Here is a 19712-nt window from a genome sequence, read left to right as displayed (position 1 = left end):
CCCAGCCGGAGATGTAAGCCTTGGCGAAACCTGAAGCAACCCGGCCGGCGAGTCGGCTGGCCAACCTGCTGCCCTGCAGCAATTGGCTGAAAGGCTACAGTGGCAACAAGGCTGGCCAGGATGGCCTGGCCGCGGTCATTGTCACCCTGATGCTGATTCCCCAGAGCCTGGCCTACGCCATGCTCGCCGGACTGCCGCCGGTGGCCGGGCTGTACGCCAGCATTTTACCGCTGCTGGCCTACACGCTGTTTGGCACCAGCAGCACGCTTTCGGTGGGGCCGGTGGCGGTTATCTCGCTTATGACCGCCACCGCCCTCGCCCCCCTGTTTGCCGCCGGCAGCCAGGAATACATGGTTGCGGCCATGGTGCTCGCCCTCTTGTCCGGTGCCATTCTAATGGTCATGGCGTTGTTGCGACTGGGGTTCCTGGCCAACTTTCTCAGCCACCCGGTGGTGTCAGGGTTTATCAGCGCCTCGGGCCTGCTGATCGCCATCGGCCAGTTACAGCATATTCTCGGCATTGCCGGCGGCGGTCACAACGTCCTGGACATGCTCTGGGGGCTGGCGCAGAACCTGAGCCGCACCCACGGGCCGACACTGGCGATCGGCACGGCCAGCTTGATATTGTTAATGTTGGCTCGCAGCCACCTCAAGGGCTGGCTCAGCCGGCTGAGGCTTTCGCCAATGCTGGCGGCCAATCTCAGCAAGGCCGGCCCGGTGGTTACCTTGCTATTGGCCATAGCCGTGGTTTCACTGTTTGACCTGGCGGACCGGGGGGTTGCCGTGGTCGGCGCGATACCCCGGGGATTTCCACCGCTGTCAGTCCCGACTATGGAGTTACAACTGCTGCCGCAATTGCTGCCGGCGGCGCTGCTGATCAGCCTGGTGGGTTTTGTTGAGTCGGTATCCGTCGGCCAGACCCTCGCCGCCAAGCGACGACAACGCATTGACCCCAACCAGGAATTGTTCGGGCTGGGCAGCGCCAATATTGCCGCGGCGGTCAGCGGCGGCTTTCCCGTAACCGGCGGTTTTTCCCGCTCTGTGGTTAATTTCGATGCCGGTGCCGCCACCCCGATGGCCGGCGCCTTTACCGCGCTGGGCATTAGCCTGACGGTATTATTTTTTACCCCGTTATTTCACAACCTGCCCCAAGCGGTGCTCGCCGCGACCATCATTGTCGCCGTGTTAAGCCTGGTGGATCTGGGCGCGTTTATGCGCACCTGGCGCTATTCCCGCGCTGATGCCCTTGCCATGATCACCACCGTGGTCGGTGTACTGCTGGTGGGGGTGGAAGCCGGGATACTGATGGGGGTGGGCCTGTCACTGGGGCTGTTCCTCAAGCGCACCAGCCAGCCCCATATTGCGGTGGTGGGCCAACTGCCGGGCAGCCAGCATTTTCGCAATATCAATCGCTATGCCGTGGTGGAGAGTCCCCAGGTGTTGTCGCTGCGAGTCGACGAAAGCCTGTATTTTCCCAACGCCCGCTACCTCGAAGACCGGGTGGCGGAACTGACCGGCAGCCACCCGGACATCAAGCATGTGGTGTTGATGTGTTCGGCGGTCAACCTGATCGATGCCAGCGCGCTGGAAAGCCTGCACACCATCAAACAACGCTTGCACGATGCGGGCATCCAGTTGCACCTGTCCGAAGTGAAAGGCCCAGTGATGGATCAGCTGCGCAAGTCCGACTTTCTCGAGCACCTCGGCGGCCAGGTTTTTGTCAGCCAGTACGATGCGTTAAAAACCCTCGACCCGGGCACGACCCAAGCCGCGCTGGAAAAATAGAGGGTTTCGTACACGACGGGAGAACGATTATGAAATTGGCAAAGCACCCTCGCCGCCGGCGTGTGCTCGCCCTCAGCCTTGCCGTATCCGGCCTGGCAGTTGGGCTTACTGCCATGGCAGCCAGTGAGATTGATGCCGACCAGCAAACGGCACTGGCGCTGGTGCAAAAATTTGCCGGCCAACTCAAGCCCAGGCTAAAGGCCGCGATTAGCGCCGATGGTCCGGCCCATGCGGTTGCAGTTTGCGCCACTGAAGCGCCGCAAATTGCCGAGAGTTTGAGTGCTGAAAGTGGCTGGGTTATCCGCCGGGTTAGCAGCCGCAACCGCAACCCCGCTGCCGTGCCCGATGAGTGGGAGACCGCCATGCTGAAACAGTTTGAAGACAAGCTGGCAGCGGGTGCGGATCCGTCGTCCTTGAGCCAGGGTGAAGTTACCCCCGACGGATACCGTTTCGCCAAAGCCCAGGTTGTTGAGCCTTTGTGCCTGATGTGTCACGGCCAAACGATCGCAGCGGATGTGTCCGCGGCACTGGCCAGCTACTACCCGAACGACATGGCCACCGGGTATGAGCTGGGCCAGATCCGTGGCATTTTCAGCCTGATCAAGCCGCGGTAATCGCCTCAATCGGGTAATCGTTGTGGCAGCATTGATGGCTAGTATCGCTGCAGGTTGAATAGAATCTGCTGTTTGGCTGTTATAGGTCCTCGCTTGGGCTTGGTTATGTCAAAGACTTTTATGAGACTATTTTTATTTAACAATTTGCGGTTTCTGGTGGCCCTGCAACGGTCGATAACGGTTGGACGCTATTGCAATAACGATTGGACGACAGTAAAATAACGCCTGGACGAACACATGCTCTCCTTTGGCCGGGCTAACTTTTATGTACCCTCGTTATTCTGAACACAATGTCAAAGAAGCTCTGAGTGATACTCCCGTGGTGTTCATCATGGGCCCACGCCAAGTCGGTAAAACCACCCTGGTGAAAACGCTGATCACGGAAACGGGGGCTGACAACTGGACCTTTATCACCCTGGATGACCAGGCCCAATTTGAGATCGCCCGAGCTGATCCCGTTGGCTTTATCCGCAATCTACCATCTACTAGGATTGCTCTCGACGAAGTACAACGTCTTCCCGAGCTGTTTATCTCCATCAAGCAGGCCGTTGACGAGCAGCGAACGCCAGGCCGCTTCTTGCTAACGGGTTCAGCCAACGCCTTGTTATTGCCCCGGCTGTCGGATTCCCTGGCAGGCCGGATGGAATCGGTGCGCCTTATGACGCTATCGGAGTGCGAGATTCACGGAAGGCAGCCTGACTTTTTGACCAAATTACTTGATCAGAAAGCACCCACTACCCAGAACATCCGCGTGCGGGAACATCTGCTGCATCGTCTCGTGAGTGGCTGCTTTCCAGAACCATTACAGCGTGCCAGTGAGCGGCGTAGCCAAGCCTGGTATCAGCAGTATCTAAACACATTAATCCAAAGGGATATCCGCGACCTGACCCACATCGATCACCCCGATCTTATGGCCAAGCTGCTTAAGCTCACCGCGTTCTATGCTGGAAAGCTGGTAAATCTGACCGAACTGGGTGGCAAGCTTGGCCTGGATCGACTGACCATCAAAAAGTACATGGCGTTGCTGGAGCAGTTGTTTCTGGTAGAACAATTACCCGCCTGGCACTGTAATGAATACAAACGGCTGGTGAAGACGCCAAAACTACACTCCGTGGATACTGGCATGATGTGTGCCATGCGAGGTCTTAATCGAGAGCGTTTGCTGAAGCAGGCGGGCGACTTTGGTTCAGTGCTGGAATCCTTTGTCTATAACGAATTGCGCAAACAGGCAGTGTGGATCGAGGAACCGTTGAACTTCTATCATTACCGTGACAAGGACAAGGTGGAGGTCGATGTAATCATCGAAAATGCGATGGGCGACTGTTTTGCCATTGAGGTTAAGGCAGCCGCAAGCTTGAGTGCCAAGGATTTTTCCGGGCTGAAGCGTTTTCAAGGTGTAGCCGGCGATCGATTCAAAATTGGTGTTCTGCTTTACGATGGTGATCACACGACCGCTTTTGGCGATAATCTCTACGCTGTCCCGCTGGGAGCGCTCTGGTCATGATGGGTCAACTACCCGAACGACAAAGCCACCGGGTATGAGCTGGGCCAGATCCGTGGCATTTTCAGCCTGATCAAGCCGCGGTAATCACCGCCAAGCTACTGCTGATCGCGCCCGGCCTCGTTTGAGGCCAGGCGGATTCAGCCAATCACCTGGAGCGGGCCGGCTTGTCGCGCATATTACGGCGCTGATGCCGCGTATCAAACGCCGATTCACGCCGCTCTTTTATGTTCTTCAGATGCTTGCGCCCTTCTTTCTCGGACATGGGTACCAAAGCGCCGCCTTGGGTGGACGAACAGAATATAAAGCGATCGCCACCACTGTTGAACTGCGCGTTACGCCCTTGGCCCACCGCGATGTAGCCGCAGACTGTGGAAAAATCCGGTACATCGGCGGGAATATCCAGCTGGAAAGTCAGCGTTTCGGTCTGGCCCTGGCCCAGGTTCAAGCGCTGCGGGTTGGGGTTTTCCACGCCGTTTCTACCCACCTGGAAACGAGTGACCTGATAAGTCGGCGGGCGGTAAAACTCCACCGTGCTCCAGGCTTCCCCGCGGAAGCGGCGCGCGGTACCGCGATAGCGCACATCGATGCTGTACTCGCACAAGCCACCTCCGGGCGGAATCACACAGGGCTGGATGGCACCAAACTGGATGGGAAGTGGCGTCAGGGGGAAATCACCGAAATCCGCATGTTCGAACGCCGCCACCGGCATTTGCGCCGAAACAGATTGCTGATACCCCTCGGCATTGGCAGACAGACGATAAGTAGCCGGGCTCAAATTATAGGTAATACCGTCAAAGCGAAACTCGCCGGCGTCATCCGGACTAAAGCCGGCGACAATAAAACAGCCGAATTCTTCGCAGCGCTCCAGGTACACGATTGGGTAAGGCGGGATATTACCCGGCAGCGGATCGGCACTGAGTGCGTCGACCAAACGGCCACTGATGGAACCCACTACTTGCAGGGGCAACAAGCCCAGATCACCGACGCTATTCACCACCTCAGGCAGGGTTGCAAACGGCGCGCTGGTAAAGTTTTCGTAACCAAAAGCCACAGCCTGGATTTGATAGGTCGTTGCCGCCAGGGGATTGCCGAACTGATCAGACTGGAACGAAAATTCACCGCCAGTGCCCACTTGCTGGCTGCCAATAAGCTCGTCACATACCTCGCCGTTACAGCGCAGCAAGTGCGCCAATGCGTAGGGCAGCTCGGCCCCGGGCAGAGGTTCACCGCTGTTGGCGTTCACCAGCCGCCCGTCGATGGAAGTGATGGTGAGCAATTCGTCGACGGTCAACGTGTAGCTGCCCTGACCACCACCGATAAAACCGGAATCGCAACAAGTGGTTACGCCGAGCACGAACACGCCATCGTCGGGCAGGTTAAATGAAAAGCGCGAGTTGAGCCCGCTACCGCCGTCATCATTGATGGCCAGCAGGGCGCACTCCGAGTTAAACAGCCCCAGGAAGGGATCTGACAAGCTGCCAGCCCCTGTAGCTACGCCCTCCAGGTCAACCACCACCGCTTGCCCGGCAACCCCCTGGAACTGGAAGAAATCAACATCGGGCTGCTCGGGAATCGAATCGAGGCTGCCCGTCACGGTGGTAGGAAAATCAAAGGCACCAATTTGTTGAGCGGCAAAGCACGGGTTATTGGGCTCGGCTTCGTCAATGGCTAGCGCCGCGGCTGTGGCACCGTAAACCATGGTGACTAGCATCAGCAAAATGCGCAGCAGCGATGAAAAACAGGCTGCAGGCGAGACAGAGATCACGGTAGGCATGGGTCCGTCCTCTTGGGTACAGGCTGTTTGGACTTCCCGAGGGAATTGGGAGAGCGGCTACCAGCCTCCGCACTGTTGGCGCAGCAAACGGTATACAGGAGGTTTGAGCGCGGTCGGTGCTACTTTTATTGTATTGGTATGACTTTTATTTGGCACGAAAAGGCTACGACACAACTGAACATACTCCTTTCAAGCCTGGCTCGCTATTGATATGAAACTATGAGAGATGGGATTGTCGATAGATATTTCGGTGGTTAGAAAAGGCAACCGGGGGCTATAGAGCCCCCGGTTGCTGTGGTACGGTTTACCTGTTGCAGCAGTTAACGACTACATGGTTGTGTAGTGGTATGGGCCGGTCCAGCGATAGCTCTTGGAACCGACTTTTAACTTGTGCTTTTTGGACGTGGAGGCATTCTTGTTGGCCAACAGGAACACTTTAACCTGCCCTTGCTGGTCCTCAATGGATACCGCCGTGTAGTTCTTATCGTCGTGCACCACCTTCAGGCTGGCAATGTTGCTGTTCGAATTGACTGACAACTCGCTGACTGGGCTGTAACTGCCGTGGGGCTCTATGACCGTCGCAAAAATTGTATCCTTTGCCTTGCGGCGAAGCATGATGGCGGCATCCCGGCGCAGGTTAAACTCGGGATCGTTGGCGCCCAGGCGGGTCAGCAACAACTCGTCGGAGGTGTTGGTGGCTGACGTCAAGGTATAGTATTTGCCGTTGCCCAGCCATGCGAACTGGGTAGTGTCGGTCGCGGGTTTGCCTTTGCCTTCGAGGTACAAATGTTCGTAGCCATTGGTTTTACCCAGTGGCTGCAAGCTGGACGGTGAGTCGTAGTCAAAATTCACCTTCAGCACATGCCCCATGTAGTAAAACGGCAGGTCGTACTGGTTTTCGCGGTCGGAAGACACTTTCATAATGTCGAGCACGAATGGCTTCTCAAAACTCGCGTCCTTGATCATCGCCATAGTCCGGTGCATGTCTGTGCCGGGGTAGGCGTTTGACTCTTTGCCACTCACCACCTGAACGTCTTTACCGGAGCCGGCAAAGAGATAAAGCTCGGAGTGGTGTTTGCTGCCCGTCTCGTAATCGCCGTTAAAATGGGAGGTCTGGTTCAGGGTAAGGGTGTTATGGGCAACGGTTTGCTTGGCCCAGGTCTTGTTTTCCTTCAGGTAATTACCGCCGCCCTTCTGCTCGATATTGACGAAACGGGCGAGGCCGTAATCCTGCAACACTTCATCGCCCTGCTCGTAGAGGGAGAAAGAGAGCTTGTCGTAGTGACCGTGGCTCAACCCCTGTGCCGCAGCTTTGAATACCAGGGTCAAATCCTCGTCGCCGTAGCGAAGTACACCGATACTGCCCTGCTTGCCATCCGGGCCATCGCGCAAATTGACGGATTTCTTGACGAAGGGTTCGGCTTTACCCTGCTGGATACCCAAAGCCACCGACAGGCCGGACTCGTCCAGCAACACCTGGCCCTGTTTCTCCGCTATGCTGAGCAATTGCGGATTCTGGTCACCGTAGTGATAGGCGAGATCGACCGCGGTCACCAGTTCACGGGAGTAATAGGACATGCCTTTCTGGCCGTCGTTTAACGGAAAGAATTCGCCGTCCGCATCCGCCAGGTTCAGCAGCGCATCCACCGCTTTCAGCAGTACGCCATCCTTGTGCTCAAGCACCTTGAACTCGGGCCTGGCGTTGTGCAAGCCGACCGCAAAAATCAAAAACGGCGACATGGCGTAGCGCTGGTAGTAAGGGCCTTCGGTATAGTAGCCGTCGGGGGAAAACGGTTCTTCCAGGTTGGCAAAAAAGCCCTTCTTCTGCCCTTCTACCTTGATGATACCGCCATCGTTGTCCTTGGTGCCGATGGGCAGACCGTCGTCCTCGATGCCGTACAACGCACGCTGAATCAATTCCTCATCCTTCATGACCAGGCCGATCATGCCCACCGCGGCATTGCCCCAGGTGCTGTGGTTGTGTACCCGATTGAAGAACTGGGGATTTTCCAGCGAGATAAAGTCGGCGAAGGGCCGAAACAGGTTTTTCTCCAGCGTGCTGCGCTGCTCCTGTGGCAACCACTCATAAATGGCATCGTAGGCCTGGCTCATATACACCAGCCAGTTGCTGTCGTTCAGGCACTGCCAAAAGAGCTTGCCGCGCGAATAGGATCGCTCCTGCGGGTGCAGGGGCAGGTTTTTGTACATAGCCTCATATTGCATCAACATATCCCGCACATAGCGGGCGTATTTTTCGTCCTCCAGAATCTGGAACAGCGCCCCGGCTTTCTGCGCTATTTGGAAATTGCGCTTGTGCCTTTCGTGGGTGTAGCCGCCGGAGAAATCCTTGGGGATCGGGGTGTCTATGCCCAGGGCTATTTCGGCATCGACTTCTTCCTGCAGGCTTTTCAAGGAGGCATCAAACAACGGCACTTTGCCCAAATTCGCCCGGATTTTCTCAACCCCGGCTTTGGTTAAAATCAGGTTGGGGTGGCCCTCGGCTAGCGTTAGCGCCGGAAATGCAAAGCCAATAACCAGTAAAAAGATTGCCATGCTGTTTTTTAGATTCATTTTTCCGTGTCTCTTGAGTACAAATTCCGTAAATCCATGCGCCCGGCGCGAGCAGTACAACCCTACCCCTGCCCTAGCGGGCGTGCGCAACTGAGAAGCATTAATTGAAGATTGTGACGACTGAGATAACCGGCGGGCAGGTACTGTATTGATGGTTGGCTATCATGGAATGCTCCCCGGTTATTTAGTTAGAGTGGATGCAGTGGGGGGAATATAACCAATTTCGAGGGGTTTTGTAAAGCCAAAACACCCAGACTCTCTTATATTTGGTAATACAAGTAGTTTTTACATTTTTGCGTTAAATCTAACCGACTGATTTAGCTCATTTTTTATTCGGCAGCTGGCAATGGCGCCCCAACCGCCGGCTCCAGCCTGCCAGGTTTGCCCGGATAAAGGGGCAAAAAATGCCTTGCGCTGGAGCCCGCAGCAATGGAGTTGGCGGGCGTTGTGAAGTTTTACAGGTGCTGTGTTATGACCAAGAGTTGTTACCGGATGCCAGCAGCTGTTAAGCAGGCGCCAGCTTCGACAAAAACTCCAGATGGCGGGCAGCGGTCTCGTGGGTAGCTTCAATCATGGGAATATGCCCCACCTGCTCCAGCACCAGCAGGGTTGCCGACGGCAGCTTTTCCTTGATGACATAGGCACAACTGACATCCAGTAACTGGTCCTCGCTGCCCCAGACAACCATCAGCGGTACCGTGATTTGCTGCAGTTGTTCATTGAGGTAAGGCATCTCGCCTTCTGTGCCCAATAACTCCCAGAATATGCCGTCATAAAAATCATGGTTGGTTTTCATATCGAGGAACATATAGTTCTTCACCGGCCCCGGAAACTTCAGCGGACGATGGCTAATCCGCGCAAACAGGTCATCCATTTGCTCAATGGTATTAATGACCAGCGGGTTTTTGCCCTCCACAGCGTTTCTCTCCAGCCAGGATTGCCGAGTACCCTTGACCCCGGCCGAGTTCATCAACAGCACCGACTTCAGTTGCTCGGGGTATTTCAGTGCAAACAGCGTGGCGATATAGCCGCCCATGGAATTACCCACCAGATGCACCGGCCCCAGGCCCAGCTGGCGGAAAAAGCCCTGCAGGCGGTCGGTCTGCAAGGTCACGTGATAGCTCAGCGACGGGTCTTTGCGGTTATCACCAAAGCCCGGCAGGTCCGGCACGATAACGCGATAGTGCTTGGTAAACAGGCGCCCATAAGTCAGCCAGTTATCCTTGTTTGCGCCAAAGCCGTGCACCAGCACCAGCACCTCTTTACCCTCGCCGCCAGAATCCAGGTAGTGCCACTGGTAGCCATCGACGCTGACGGTCTTGGTCCGGTAACCGCACATCCGCCTGGCGAGCTTCAGGAAAACCTCCACCAGCTTTAAAGGCGCGAACAGATAAGCCAGAAACAGCAGCGCGAATAGAGCCAATACCAGGTAAAAAAGTTCCGACATATTCAAGTTCCTTTCGTTGTTCGGCCACACTATGCCTCAACTGCCGATATAGCCAAAGAAGATTTTGGCTGTAGCCGGCCCTTCCCGGCAATGCCTGACAAAATGGCGACCAGTACTTTTGCCCTATTCCCAGCATGCAAAGTTTTGACCTAAACTATCACCCGGGTTGCATGGAGCAGCTGAATCAGGGATTGATGAATGAAAGTGGCGCATATTATCGTGTTTTTGCTGATGTTTGGCCTGAGCCTGGTCATTGGTTTCGGTATCTACAATAGCGGCCGAATAGCGGCTCTCGAACAAACCGGCAAAAGCCTCCTTGGGGCAAGTAATAAGGCCGGTGCTGCTGCCCCCTCCCCGGTGACCAGTCCTTCCCTGGCAGCAGTTGCATCCTCTGCACCTGCCCTGGCCCAGACAACCGTCCCCACTCTCAGAACCACCCTGCCGCTGCAACCGGCGCCAGGCATTTCCTCCGCAACCCGGGTATCGGTGCCCGACCAGAAGGTGCTGGGGGCGAACTTGCCGCCGGCCCAGTCGAGGAGCGACAACCTGCGCCAGCGCCGCGAGGACCAGGCCATATTCAACAAGCTGCAGGAGACCTGCAACAACTGGACTCGCTGGTACAATCAGGATCAGAAGGAAGTTTCGCGACTCAACATGAATTCGGCCTGCAAGCAGTCTGCCGATTTTGCCCGCAGTCACCTGAACCAAAGAATCAGACCAAACTATGTCGCTTATAATGCCAGCAAGCCAAAATCAGGGGGTGGCGCTATTTTGATCAACGGCGAGGAAAGCTCGTCCGACTCGTCAGGTTGTGAAAACTTGAAAAACAGGATCAAGCGGATAAACAATCAATTGCGAGCCGGTTACACCATGGAGCGAGGAAACCGGCTTAGAGCCCAGCGGAGAGAGTTGGAAAACAGGGTTCATGAGGCGTGTTGATGCAGTAGCAGCAATATTAGGGATGTTTGGCCAATAACCGTCGAGAAATGCTCTCTAGGCCACTGCAGCTGCAAACTCCATATACAAATCACCTGGCAATAGAACATCCAGTTTCCAGGTAATTCCCATTGGTCTATCTGACTCATGAGACACATAAGTTGCAGGCCCTAGAAACCAAAAGGCCCGCTCATTCGTATTTTCTCGGGCAAACAACATAACCGATGATCCTTCTTTAACATGGTTGCAATATCGCTTGCCAGTTGTACTTGTCGAGGTGGTTGAGGACTGACTTTCCCAATGAATCAACTCACGGCTGATTGCATAATCTCGGTATCTAGTCGTTGGGGAAAAATTTCCCTCTGATTTATCGAGTGTAAATGCGAAAACATCTGACTTCTCCGCCTCAACCCACAACACACCCTCGCGCCAAGGCCGAGTCTTTGCCGTATTCCCGACACCTAGCGCAGCCAGCATTTCAATTCTCGTATACTTAGCGTGAATCTGCAGAGGTACATTTACATGCGTTCTAACGGAATGGTGCACATGATTAATCTGCAGTTTTAAAAAAGCAAACAACTCATGGAGTTCTACAATTACTTGCGGATGCTGCCAAAGTAATTCAATGCCTCCAGCAAGCGACATATGCTTGTCTAAAACCTGATCACACATTGAGGCGACTAGCATCCTCGTCATTCTCTGCTCGCGCACAGATAAGCTTTCTAATTCAGGATGTTCTAGATCACTCAATAGACGAAGATAAAAGTCCAACCGCTCCTCATCATCAATGTGCAACATACGCCCAATAGCACGCCTTAAAAATGGCTCGCTTGGTCCTGGTGCCAGCACCTCGAGATCAACCGCCTCCAAAAAATCTGACCAGGATTTATTTGCTGTATAAATATCTGTTAGCTCTAGACCGGATTCTTCCAGGAAAGTCGACATGCTTGGCTTGAAACCAGAAGCAATTAGCGAGCGCAATTCTTGCACTTTTTGATTCCAACCGATTGGTAAGGCTGATCTAAGGCTTTCTAATACAGTTTGAGTAGCAACTGCATCAAGCTCCATATGACAACCCACAGGTAGGTATGGGAAAGCATTTTCTACTTGTGACTTAATGTATTTTCTAGAACCACCCAGCAACGCTGAGAGTCGCTTATCAAAGCGGAACTCTCGTCTATGTGTACCGACAAAGTCTAGGACGGTGCAAATATACTTATCCCTGCTCTTTCTCAATCCTCGACCGAGCTGCTGTAAAAATAGCGTAGCACTTTCCGTTGGTCTCAGGAGGAGAAGTGTGTCAACAGCAGGTATATCCACACCTTCGTTAAACAAATCTACCGAGAACAAAATTTGAATTTTTCCATCTGCCAACATACGTAACGCGTCACGCCGCTCATTTTCTGGTGTGTCACCCCAAATGGCGGCTGCAGCGACCCCTGCTTTAACAAACTGATGCGCCATAAACTGTGCATGCTTAATGCTGACGCAGAAACCAAGTGCCTTCATTGTATTTGAATAGTCAACGCGCTTGGATACTTCGTTTATAACAAGACGAGCCCAGGCATCACTTGAGGTATACAGATTGCTAAGCTCCTGAATATCGTATCCAGTTCCTCTCCGCCACGGTATTGCCCTTAAATCTAACCCATCGTGAATTCCGTAGTAGGAAAACGGAGTTAAGCGATGTTGATCGATTGCATCCCACAATCTAAGTTCTGCAGCGATGCGGCCGTCAAACCACTCCAGAATGGAAAGTCCGTCGGTCCGCTCAGGGGTCGCCGTCAAACCCAATAGCTCAACTGGATTGACATGCGACAATAAGTTTTTGTAAGAGGGGGCGGCCGCGTGATGAAATTCGTCCACGATCACTACATCAAAATGATTTGTAGCTAAATTTGAAAGTCCTGCCGCATTCAAAGATTGTATTGATGCGAAAACATAATCAAAATTAGTTGGATGATGCTTTCCGACCCATTTCTCTCCAAAAGCAGGTTCGCGTAATGCATACCGAAAAGTGGCTATGCTTTGATCTAAGATCTCCTCTCTATGTGCCACAAACAAAAGTCGGCACCGTGCCATTGTATCCCTTAAACGCAAATAATCGATCGCAGCCATTACTGTTTTACCGGTACCTGTAGCAGAGACTAACAAATTGCGGTGATGGCCCTGAATTCTTGCAACGGTCACTTGTTCGAGTAGGCGCTCCTGAAAAGGCTCCAACCTGAGTTCAATTGGGCTTAAGATAATATTAGGGGTGGCGATCTTGGGGGGATCAGTTTCCTTCACAAACTCATCGCGTTTGTACGAACGAAAATCACCACCCGTCCAATAGGCTTCAAACACGGAAGTTATTTTTCGTACCACATCTGGATTGCGAAGACCAGAAACTCGCACGTTCCACTCCATACCGCTTACTTGAGCAGAATGGGTCAGGTTTGATGAACCAATGTACGCTGTAGACGCTCCAGAAAAACGGTGGAAATGCCAAGCCTTGGCATGGAGCCTAGCAACTGTCGTATCGTAGGAGACTTTAATCTCGGCGCCTAAATTTTGAAGCAATTCCAATGCTTCGACTTCAGTAGAACCTGTATAGGTCGTTGTCAACACTCGCAGACTGGGTTGATTCTCCGAGCGCAAACAATGTCTTCGTAAACTCTCAATAAATGGCCTTATACCACTACGGCGAATGAACGCCATAACGATATCAATTCTATTCGCTGACGCTATCTCTGTGGCAATCTGTGCACCAACACGTGGTTCACCGGGTGCATTGGTGAGGAGCGTAGTATCTAGTAAAGGCGTTAAGGGCCGCCCCATTTCAGCAATAGAACCATCAGGATTAAAGGGAAGAATAGCAGATAAAAACTCGTTGGTATTTATCGGAACGTCACCGAGTACACCTGCCTTAGTAACAGAGCTTTCAATGTGAGAGACTATTTTTCGTGCTAATTGAATACCAACGTCGATACGATCTTTATCAGTGACAGTAGACAACGCTCTTTCCATGACCTTGCCAATATGTAAAGCTAATCGATCTCCAATTTCTGCTGGGTCTATTTTTTGAGTTTTGACATAAATCGATTCACCATCCAGAGACGCCAACTCTCTACCAATTAAATCGGTTATTATCGACTCATAAAGACCCACTTTATCCTTACCGTCACTCATATTAAATGCCTAAATATTGGATTGTTTAGCGCTTAAGACCGAGGTGCTTGCAATTAAACTTTTACACAGATTTACTAGAGGAATATCTGCAGGTGCCCATTGAATTCTCTCAAGCTCATCGAAGCCAAGCCAGCAAAACGCATCGTGGTCAATCAACTTTAACTCGCCGCTTAAGTGCTCAACTTCATAAGCCAATAAACGAACAACCTTTGTTCCATAATCAAAGACACTCATACCAACAAAGGCGCCGACTCGTGTAGTGATGTCAAGCTCTTCCTTTAACTCACGTGCTAGACAGCGCTCTGGAGTTTCATTATCCTCTAACTTACCTCCTGGGAACTCCCAATAACCGGCGAGGTGCATGCCCGCTTTACGGCGAGCAGCGAAAACTTTTTTGTCTTTGATTATTATTGCTGCAGCTACGTCAATTTGTTTTTTCATATCGTTTGTATTTAGGCTTGTTTTACTCCAATACCGTTTCGGAATTGCATTAAATTGCAACTACAGATACTGGTCATTAGCTAAAACTAGCAAGGTAATTTTGCGGATCTAGATTCACGTATTTGTCTACGGGCCCTGACAGCTGATAAATTCGTGCGTTCTGTTTGAAATTGTAAACACGATAAAGGCTGTAATGGTCAGGTCGCGTTTTGGAAAACGCAAGTTCATTCTTGCTAACGAAGAATGGCTGGTATTTACCGCTACTGGTTGTTTTTACTTCAATATATAGCTCTTCATCCCTCTCGTGGTTAAAAGAAGTCACATCATACCCTAAGCCATCACCACGTACTCTACTACTCCACTCCACTTCGTTGGCCAAATCCGCTCGGCCTAACTGTTTTAATCGATAGCGCTCGAACTCAACAACAAAGGATTCACCACATTGTCCTAACTGGCGATTGTTGCGTTCACGATCAGTGAAGTTGGTGTTTCGTGCCAAGTATTGGCGTTTCGATTCTTGCACACTCGGGATCCGTTCGGGTAACTCTGGATCAAATACTCTATCCCAATCTATCTGTGTCGGTACCTTCAGGGTTACTGCGTCGGCCGCGTAAATCATAGATTCGATATCTGAAGGATTCGCTGCCAAGTGTGCCAACACTACCTGTTTAAGTTGTTGCTGATAATTAAATGCGGGTTTGTAGCCCTGAATGTAAGGCTGCCCCAATTCTACTAGTACAGCACTAATATTTTGGTGTTTATATTCGATTGAACCTTTACTGCGAGTTCTGAGTTTTGATGCTAAAGCACGGCGATGTTCAGTTTTATTGTATTTTTGTCCAGCGAGTTCATTTTTTAGCATGAGAAAGTAATCTTGCACCGTGGCCTCACACTCCAACCAGTTCCACCCCTCGCCAACACCCAGTAACTGGTCTCGATCCTGGACTGTTAGGTTTTTCAGTAGAGAGGTTTTTAATAACTCTCGGGCCACTCCATTAGCAAGCAATTCAAATAACTCATCGTCCAAGTAAGCGAAAGCGATATGCTCGACTATAGTGCCGGGACCACTTGCAGTAGTCAGAGTGCGGTAGTCATCAGTTTTACCAGGCTTGAGATGATGGTGCCAGAAACCGCTGCTGCGGAGGTGGAAGAATGGCAAATGCGGGTTGTCTCGATCACTGGGTCCGGCAAAGTGAAGAAAATGATGAGTGAAAGTGGTCTTCAGTGCTTGATCGAAAGCTATGTGATTCTCGGTAATAGTGCCACTTTCGATTAGATCAATCACCGCCAATAGCATCGCTACTTTGTGCGGACTTTTTTCTCCGCCGCCGCGGGTATTAAGTTTGAGGTTTGAAAACAGGTTCTCAAATCTGAGTAAACTCATTGTCTACTCCAATAATCAGCTTTCTCCGCAATAACCCACCGTACCCCACCCCGAGGATCTTTACCCTCCTCTTGATACCGCGGAATCAAATGAATATGCAAATGAGGTATTGTCTGACCTGCCGCCAGACCATCGTTAATCCCAATGTTATAACCCGCGGGTTGAAACTCAACGTCAAGTTGAGCCTTAGCCTGCTCCAACAATTCTAACAAGCACTGCTTCTCAGCCTCGGACGTTGCGAAAAAGGATTCAATATGACGCTTGGGGATAATCAAGCTATGACCAAGGGTAATGGGGTAGCCATCTCGAATAGCGAAGGCATAATCATTTAACGCAACATTGCGCGGGTGCGAGGGATTTTGTGCAATGTCGCAGAAAGGACAGGGTTTACATTTGCTCACATCTGGACCTCTACACATAGCAAGGCCAAAAAAGTAACCGGTGAACAACGGTAGTCCATAGATGAATAAGTTTCATGCGATGCAAACATGGTAGAAATCAATTTCAAACTCACATACTCCGTTATTTCCTGATACACCTATTTTTGTTTCGCACGTAATTCTGATCATTCCTTGCTCAAAAATAACGCTGATTCATTTGATGTCTTCTATTATCTCCGTAGTTTGAGTGGGGTTTTTGGGGGCGATTTACTCTTTAGTCTGCGCTCAATAGTGCCATAGCACGGCTGTGTGGGCACCATGATTCGTAGAATTTATTCGTCCGTTAACGACCAAACAAAAGGCACTTCGAGAGACCACCGTCCACCGCTGCAATACCAGCAATGGCTATTTTTTTATCGAATCACCCCCCTACCCCCCTCAATACTCCGAATACTTCTTAGAACTCCCCCTAACCTTATCCGCCGGATACCTCCCCCGGTTCTTCACAATCTTCCTGTGCCCCTGCTCCACCAGGTCGACACCCATCTTGTCGGCCATTCTCAGCAGGTACAGAAACACATCGGCCATCTCTTCGGCCACCGGTGCCAGTTTGTCGGGGGGCAGTGAGGCGGACTCGGCCTCGCTGAGCCACTGGAAGTGTTCCAGCAACTCGGAGGCTTCCACGCTCAGGGCCATGGCCAGGTTTTTGGGAGAGTGGAACTGGTCCCAGTCGCGCTCTGCGGCGAAGTCGCGCAGCAGTTTTTGTAAATCCTTAATATCACTCACTTTGGGGCTTCACTCAAAATGGGGTTTCCTTTATACGTCGAAGGTCTCGGCCAGCTCAACGGATCCGCCGTGCTGGAGGATCGGGCAGCGTTTCGCCTTGCTGACGGCATCCTCCAGGCTGGCTGCTTCGATCAGGCTGTAACCGCTGGTGGGGTTGCTGCCGCCGTCGTCGCTGACCGAGCCATCGCTGTGCACGGTGGTGGACATGCCGACAGGGGCGCCGCCATCGATGACCTCGTTACCCAGGTCGCCCAGCCACTGTCCCCAAGCGTCCATGGCGGCTTTCTGGTCGGCTTCAGATTCCGGCATGCTGCCGCCGTGGTATACAAACAAATACTTGGCCATGTTGGTTCTCCGTTATTTTGAGGCTATCCATTAATGTGTGCTTGAGGGTTGCGCCAGGCACGAGCTTGAGCAGCCGCTGCGGCCTTAAGAGTATCAATAAAAGCTTGACGATACATTCATTGGCTAAGACGCTGAAATTTAGCCCACGAGAGAGGAATATAGCAAGGGCTGCTGGAATCTATACTGGCCGCAGGCTTCTATATTCTAAGCCCAATTCCAGACTCAGCCGGGCCGATTTTTCGCCACAGCCCGGCCGGCGCTCGCCGCCAGGCGCCGCTCCCAGTCACCGCCACTTTCGTCGCTGCAGGCCTGCTCGCTGTCGAACAGCACCTGCTTTTTCAGGGCCGGCAGCTTTACCCCGGCTTTCAGCAGCTTGGCCTGGATCAACTTCTGCAGCCTGTCGCTGTTGCCATCCTGCTGGGCCCGCTGCCGTTGATCCTCGGTTTCGAATACACAGGTGATCAGCAAGCTGGCGGGAAAGTTGGTGTAGTTGGCCCGATGGGTCAGCCACTGAAAGCCGGGCACTTCATCCAGCGCCTGTTCACAGACGGCGTTGAGGGCCAGGCGAATGTTGTTGTCGATTTTCTTCTGGGTCTTGCTCTGGGGTTTGGCCATTGGGTACCGCTCAGGTTAAAAAGAAACGATGGTATTGTTGCCGCACTTCGATCTGGTCTTCCGGTACGCCCAGTTGCGCGGCTTCTGCGGGCCACAAGCGTACCCCCGCCTCCACCTCCTCGAGTATGGCCAGGGCCTGCCGGCGAGGTAAGTTAAAGCGCTTGCCGAGGGCGATAAAATCCTCCACCTGGTAGTCCTTGCGTTTACCGTTCAGGGTCATCTGGTGCTGGGAGGTAAAGGCGCCTTCTGGATTGTAGGCGAAGGTCAGGTCAAAGGCCGGCGCCAGGCGCCACTGGCCGCTGGAATCCATCAAGAACGCAATGTTCTTGACGTGATCGTCCTGGTTGCGGGCGACGATATTAAACAGCGCGCGGCGATACAACTGCTCGATGGCGCTCATGCCCAGCCCGAGGTCGCGGCTTACCTGCATGGCCTGCTCGACGCTGTAGGCGCCGGGCAAATTGAAATCGTAGTGGGCCATGGCGCAGAGGGATTGCATGTGCAGCTTCTTGCCCGTGGCGGTGCGGTCGAAGCGCCGGGTCATAAAGTGATGGCGGTCGTTTTCCGGCAGCAGGCGGCACTCGCTCATTTGGATGCCGGCGACGGTGGCCATGCGATAGTAGGCGTATTCCATCAGGCCGTAGCCTTGGCTGTCGGCCAGTTCCTTGTCGCGATTATTGCGCACACCGTCGAACTTCAGCAGCCAGTGCTCGAAACCGGGGGCTAAATCCAGCTGGCCGGAGCGCACTTCGCCGCTGCTTTCGTTGTAGGCGACGACGGCCTTGGCCCGGGCCCCGGCCGCCGAGACGCCCACGTGCAAGATGTCGCGCAGGATTTCCTCGTCCACGGTTTCATCCCTGCCCAGGGTGCCGCGCAGTTCGCCACGGGCGCTGAGTATGCGGCTGACCAGGTCCACCATGGCGGCCAGGTCGAGGGGATGGTCGAGGCGGCTCGGGCGGCGCACTGCCGGGTGGAACTCCAGTGCCCCCATGGCGCGCTTGCCGATGTAGCAGAGCCGGTCCAGCGGGGTAAATTCCTCTCGATCGATCCCTTCGCGCACCAGCCACTGGTCGATCAGCGCGTTGCCGAATTTGTCGGGCAAGGCGTCGGCCAGCAGGCCGGGCAAGCCGCGATATGTGGCGGGGTTGAGGTCGGGAAACTGGTAGATGGTGCGGGCCAAAGGCATGGTCAAGGGGGCCAGCTGAATGCCGCTGTCACAAAACTCGGGGGTGTATTCAAACAGGCTGTAGCCGCGCTTATCCCAACTGACCGCACCGATCATCACGCCCCAGAGCCAGACTTGCGCTGTATCGATCCTGGGCGCCATGGCTAGTCATCATCCCCGAACGAGACCGGGTCCTTAAAGCCGCGCCAGCCCTTGCCGTTACTGGTTGCGGTGGTGGCTTTTGCTTTAGCGCTGGACGTCCTCACCCTCTGGCGGGGTTTACCGCGGGGGCTATGCGGTTGGCTCCGGGCCAGGGGGGAGTCGGTTCGGTCTGGAATCAAGCGCAATAGCCCCTCCTCCAGCTTTAATACCTGCAGAACCTGAATCAGTGCGGCGAGTGAATCGGATTCGCCTTTTTCCAGCCTGACCTGGGTGCGCAGGGAAATACCAGCTTCAAAGGCGCACCGTCGTTGGGTCAGGTCGCGGGCGATGCGCTCCTGTTTAATGCGCTCGCCCAGCAATCGCTTGCATGAGTCCGCGCTGAGGGCACTGGAATTGACCATAGATTAAATGCCAGCTTTGTCGTATTAACCTGGGTTTATGCTTTAACACGACTAATTTGACACATAAAGCATGGCATGGCAAAAATTATATGCCTTTAAAGGCTATTTAAGTTAATAAATTACGATTAAACGACTATTGAGTCATATTATTCGAAGTCACGCCGTTTACAGCGGATTTATGACATGGAGTCTCTCAGGGATAAGCGATGGAATCGCGTTATCGAATGCTACT

16 protein-coding genes are annotated in these 19712 nt (G+C 53.1%); 4 read left to right on the top strand and 12 right to left on the bottom strand.

The window, feature by feature from the left end; genetic code table 11:
* The first annotated feature begins 20 nt into the window (after positions 1-20).
* The 3 genes from G8764_RS00375 to G8764_RS00365 all read left to right on the top strand — a co-directional run bounded on the left by G8764_RS00375 (position 21) and on the right by G8764_RS00365 (position 3902).
* Positions 21-1784 (top strand): SulP family inorganic anion transporter, encoded by a 1764-nt coding sequence (locus tag G8764_RS00375; RefSeq protein WP_243748519.1) that lies wholly within the window; start codon positions 21-23, stop codon positions 1782-1784.
* 29 nt (positions 1785-1813) lie between these two features.
* Entirely contained in the window at positions 1814-2398 is a 585-nt protein-coding gene (locus G8764_RS00370) for a Tll0287-like domain-containing protein (protein WP_166160794.1), read from the top strand.
* A gap of 265 nt (positions 2399-2663) precedes the next feature.
* Positions 2664-3902, top strand: coding sequence for an ATP-binding protein (locus tag G8764_RS00365; protein ID WP_166160792.1), 1239 nt, complete (start codon positions 2664-2666; stop codon positions 3900-3902).
* Positions 3903-4047: 145 nt separating this feature from the next.
* Here the strand turns inward: G8764_RS00365 and G8764_RS00360 are convergent, their stop codons facing one another.
* From G8764_RS00360 to G8764_RS00350, 3 genes are all read right to left on the bottom strand, one after another.
* Positions 4048-5676 carry a pre-peptidase C-terminal domain-containing protein gene (locus tag G8764_RS00360; protein ID WP_166160790.1) on the bottom strand — a complete coding sequence of 543 codons (1629 nt, stop codon included), beginning with the start codon at positions 5674-5676 and terminating at the stop codon, positions 4048-4050.
* Between the two features lie 327 nt (positions 5677-6003).
* Positions 6004-8247, bottom strand: a complete 2244-nt coding sequence (locus tag G8764_RS00355; RefSeq protein ID WP_166160788.1) for an alginate lyase family protein — start codon at positions 8245-8247, stop codon at positions 6004-6006.
* Positions 8248-8752: 505 nt separating this feature from the next.
* Positions 8753-9694 carry an alpha/beta fold hydrolase gene (locus G8764_RS00350; protein ID WP_166160786.1) on the bottom strand — a complete coding sequence of 314 codons (942 nt, stop codon included), beginning with the start codon at positions 9692-9694 and terminating at the stop codon, positions 8753-8755.
* A gap of 198 nt (positions 9695-9892) precedes the next feature.
* Here G8764_RS00350 and G8764_RS00345 point away from each other — a divergent pair, with 198 nt between their 5' ends.
* A complete protein-coding gene (locus tag G8764_RS00345; RefSeq protein WP_166160784.1) occupies positions 9893-10633 on the top strand; it encodes a hypothetical protein in 741 nt (246 codons plus the stop codon).
* Between the two features lie 54 nt (positions 10634-10687).
* On the opposite strand, the gene G8764_RS00340 is transcribed toward G8764_RS00345, so the two are convergent.
* The 9 genes from G8764_RS00340 to G8764_RS00300 all read right to left on the bottom strand — a co-directional run bounded on the left by G8764_RS00340 (position 10688) and on the right by G8764_RS00300 (position 19480).
* A complete protein-coding gene (locus G8764_RS00340; protein WP_166160782.1) occupies positions 10688-13801 on the bottom strand; it encodes a DUF3427 domain-containing protein in 3114 nt (1037 codons plus the stop codon).
* A 9-nt stretch (positions 13802-13810) separates the two neighbouring features.
* Entirely contained in the window at positions 13811-14242 is a 432-nt protein-coding gene (locus G8764_RS00335; RefSeq protein ID WP_166160780.1) for a (deoxy)nucleoside triphosphate pyrophosphohydrolase, read from the bottom strand.
* A 76-nt stretch (positions 14243-14318) separates the two neighbouring features.
* Positions 14319-15626 carry a protein NO VEIN domain-containing protein gene (locus tag G8764_RS00330; protein WP_166160778.1) on the bottom strand — a complete coding sequence of 436 codons (1308 nt, stop codon included), beginning with the start codon at positions 15624-15626 and terminating at the stop codon, positions 14319-14321.
* The gene (locus G8764_RS00325) at positions 15623-16027 is read right to left on the bottom strand and encodes an HIT family protein (protein ID WP_341806257.1); all 405 of its coding nucleotides are present in this window, start codon (positions 16025-16027) and stop codon (positions 15623-15625) included. Before G8764_RS00325 ends, G8764_RS00330 begins: the two co-directional genes overlap by 4 nt.
* 417 nt (positions 16028-16444) lie before the next feature.
* Positions 16445-16792, bottom strand: coding sequence for a nucleotide pyrophosphohydrolase (locus G8764_RS00320; protein WP_425049201.1), 348 nt, complete (start codon positions 16790-16792; stop codon positions 16445-16447).
* A gap of 30 nt (positions 16793-16822) precedes the next feature.
* The gene (locus G8764_RS00315; protein WP_166160775.1) at positions 16823-17137 is read right to left on the bottom strand and encodes a YciI family protein; all 315 of its coding nucleotides are present in this window, start codon (positions 17135-17137) and stop codon (positions 16823-16825) included.
* Positions 17138-17359: 222 nt separating this feature from the next.
* Positions 17360-17752, bottom strand: a complete 393-nt coding sequence (locus tag G8764_RS00310; RefSeq protein WP_166160773.1) for a Fis family transcriptional regulator — start codon at positions 17750-17752, stop codon at positions 17360-17362.
* Positions 17753-17762: 10 nt separating this feature from the next.
* On the bottom strand, positions 17763-19079 hold the full coding sequence (locus tag G8764_RS00305; protein WP_166160771.1) for a type II toxin-antitoxin system HipA family toxin: 1317 nt from the start codon (positions 19077-19079) through the stop codon (positions 17763-17765).
* A 2-nt stretch (positions 19080-19081) separates the two neighbouring features.
* Positions 19082-19480, bottom strand: a complete 399-nt coding sequence (locus G8764_RS00300; RefSeq protein ID WP_166160769.1) for a helix-turn-helix domain-containing protein — start codon at positions 19478-19480, stop codon at positions 19082-19084.
* Positions 19481-19712 lie beyond the last annotated feature (232 nt).

Origin of the sequence: Pseudomaricurvus alcaniphilus (assembly GCF_011440395.1) — a bacterium.
Lineage (GTDB): Bacteria > Pseudomonadota > Gammaproteobacteria > Pseudomonadales > Cellvibrionaceae > Pseudomaricurvus > Pseudomaricurvus alcaniphilus.
This window is presented reverse-complemented; position numbering and strand designations above follow the sequence as displayed.

What these genes read in the sequence shown, in the direction of transcription:
- G8764_RS00370 (WP_166160794.1), top strand. Translation starts at nt 1,814, where the DNA reads ATGAAATTGGCAAAGCACCCTCGCCGCCGGCGTGTGCTCGCCCTCAGC.
- G8764_RS00365 (WP_166160792.1), top strand. Translation starts at nt 2,664, where the DNA reads ATGTACCCTCGTTATTCTGAACACAATGTCAAAGAAGCTCTGAGTGAT.
- G8764_RS00360 (WP_166160790.1), bottom strand. Translation starts at nt 5,676, where the DNA reads ATGCCTACCGTGATCTCTGTCTCGCCTGCAGCCTGTTTTTCATCGCTG.
- G8764_RS00355 (WP_166160788.1), bottom strand. Translation starts at nt 8,247, where the DNA reads ATGAATCTAAAAAACAGCATGGCAATCTTTTTACTGGTTATTGGCTTT.
- G8764_RS00350 (WP_166160786.1), bottom strand. Translation starts at nt 9,694, where the DNA reads ATGTCGGAACTTTTTTACCTGGTATTGGCTCTATTCGCGCTGCTGTTT.
- G8764_RS00345 (WP_166160784.1), top strand. Translation starts at nt 9,893, where the DNA reads ATGAAAGTGGCGCATATTATCGTGTTTTTGCTGATGTTTGGCCTGAGC.
- G8764_RS00340 (WP_166160782.1), bottom strand. Translation starts at nt 13,801, where the DNA reads ATGAGTGACGGTAAGGATAAAGTGGGTCTTTATGAGTCGATAATAACC.
- G8764_RS00335 (WP_166160780.1), bottom strand. Translation starts at nt 14,242, where the DNA reads ATGAAAAAACAAATTGACGTAGCTGCAGCAATAATAATCAAAGACAAA.
- G8764_RS00330 (WP_166160778.1), bottom strand. Translation starts at nt 15,626, where the DNA reads ATGAGTTTACTCAGATTTGAGAACCTGTTTTCAAACCTCAAACTTAAT.
- G8764_RS00315 (WP_166160775.1), bottom strand. Translation starts at nt 17,137, where the DNA reads ATGGCCAAGTATTTGTTTGTATACCACGGCGGCAGCATGCCGGAATCT.
- G8764_RS00310 (WP_166160773.1), bottom strand. Translation starts at nt 17,752, where the DNA reads ATGGCCAAACCCCAGAGCAAGACCCAGAAGAAAATCGACAACAACATT.
- G8764_RS00305 (WP_166160771.1), bottom strand. Translation starts at nt 19,079, where the DNA reads ATGGCGCCCAGGATCGATACAGCGCAAGTCTGGCTCTGGGGCGTGATG.
- G8764_RS00300 (WP_166160769.1), bottom strand. Translation starts at nt 19,480, where the DNA reads ATGGTCAATTCCAGTGCCCTCAGCGCGGACTCATGCAAGCGATTGCTG.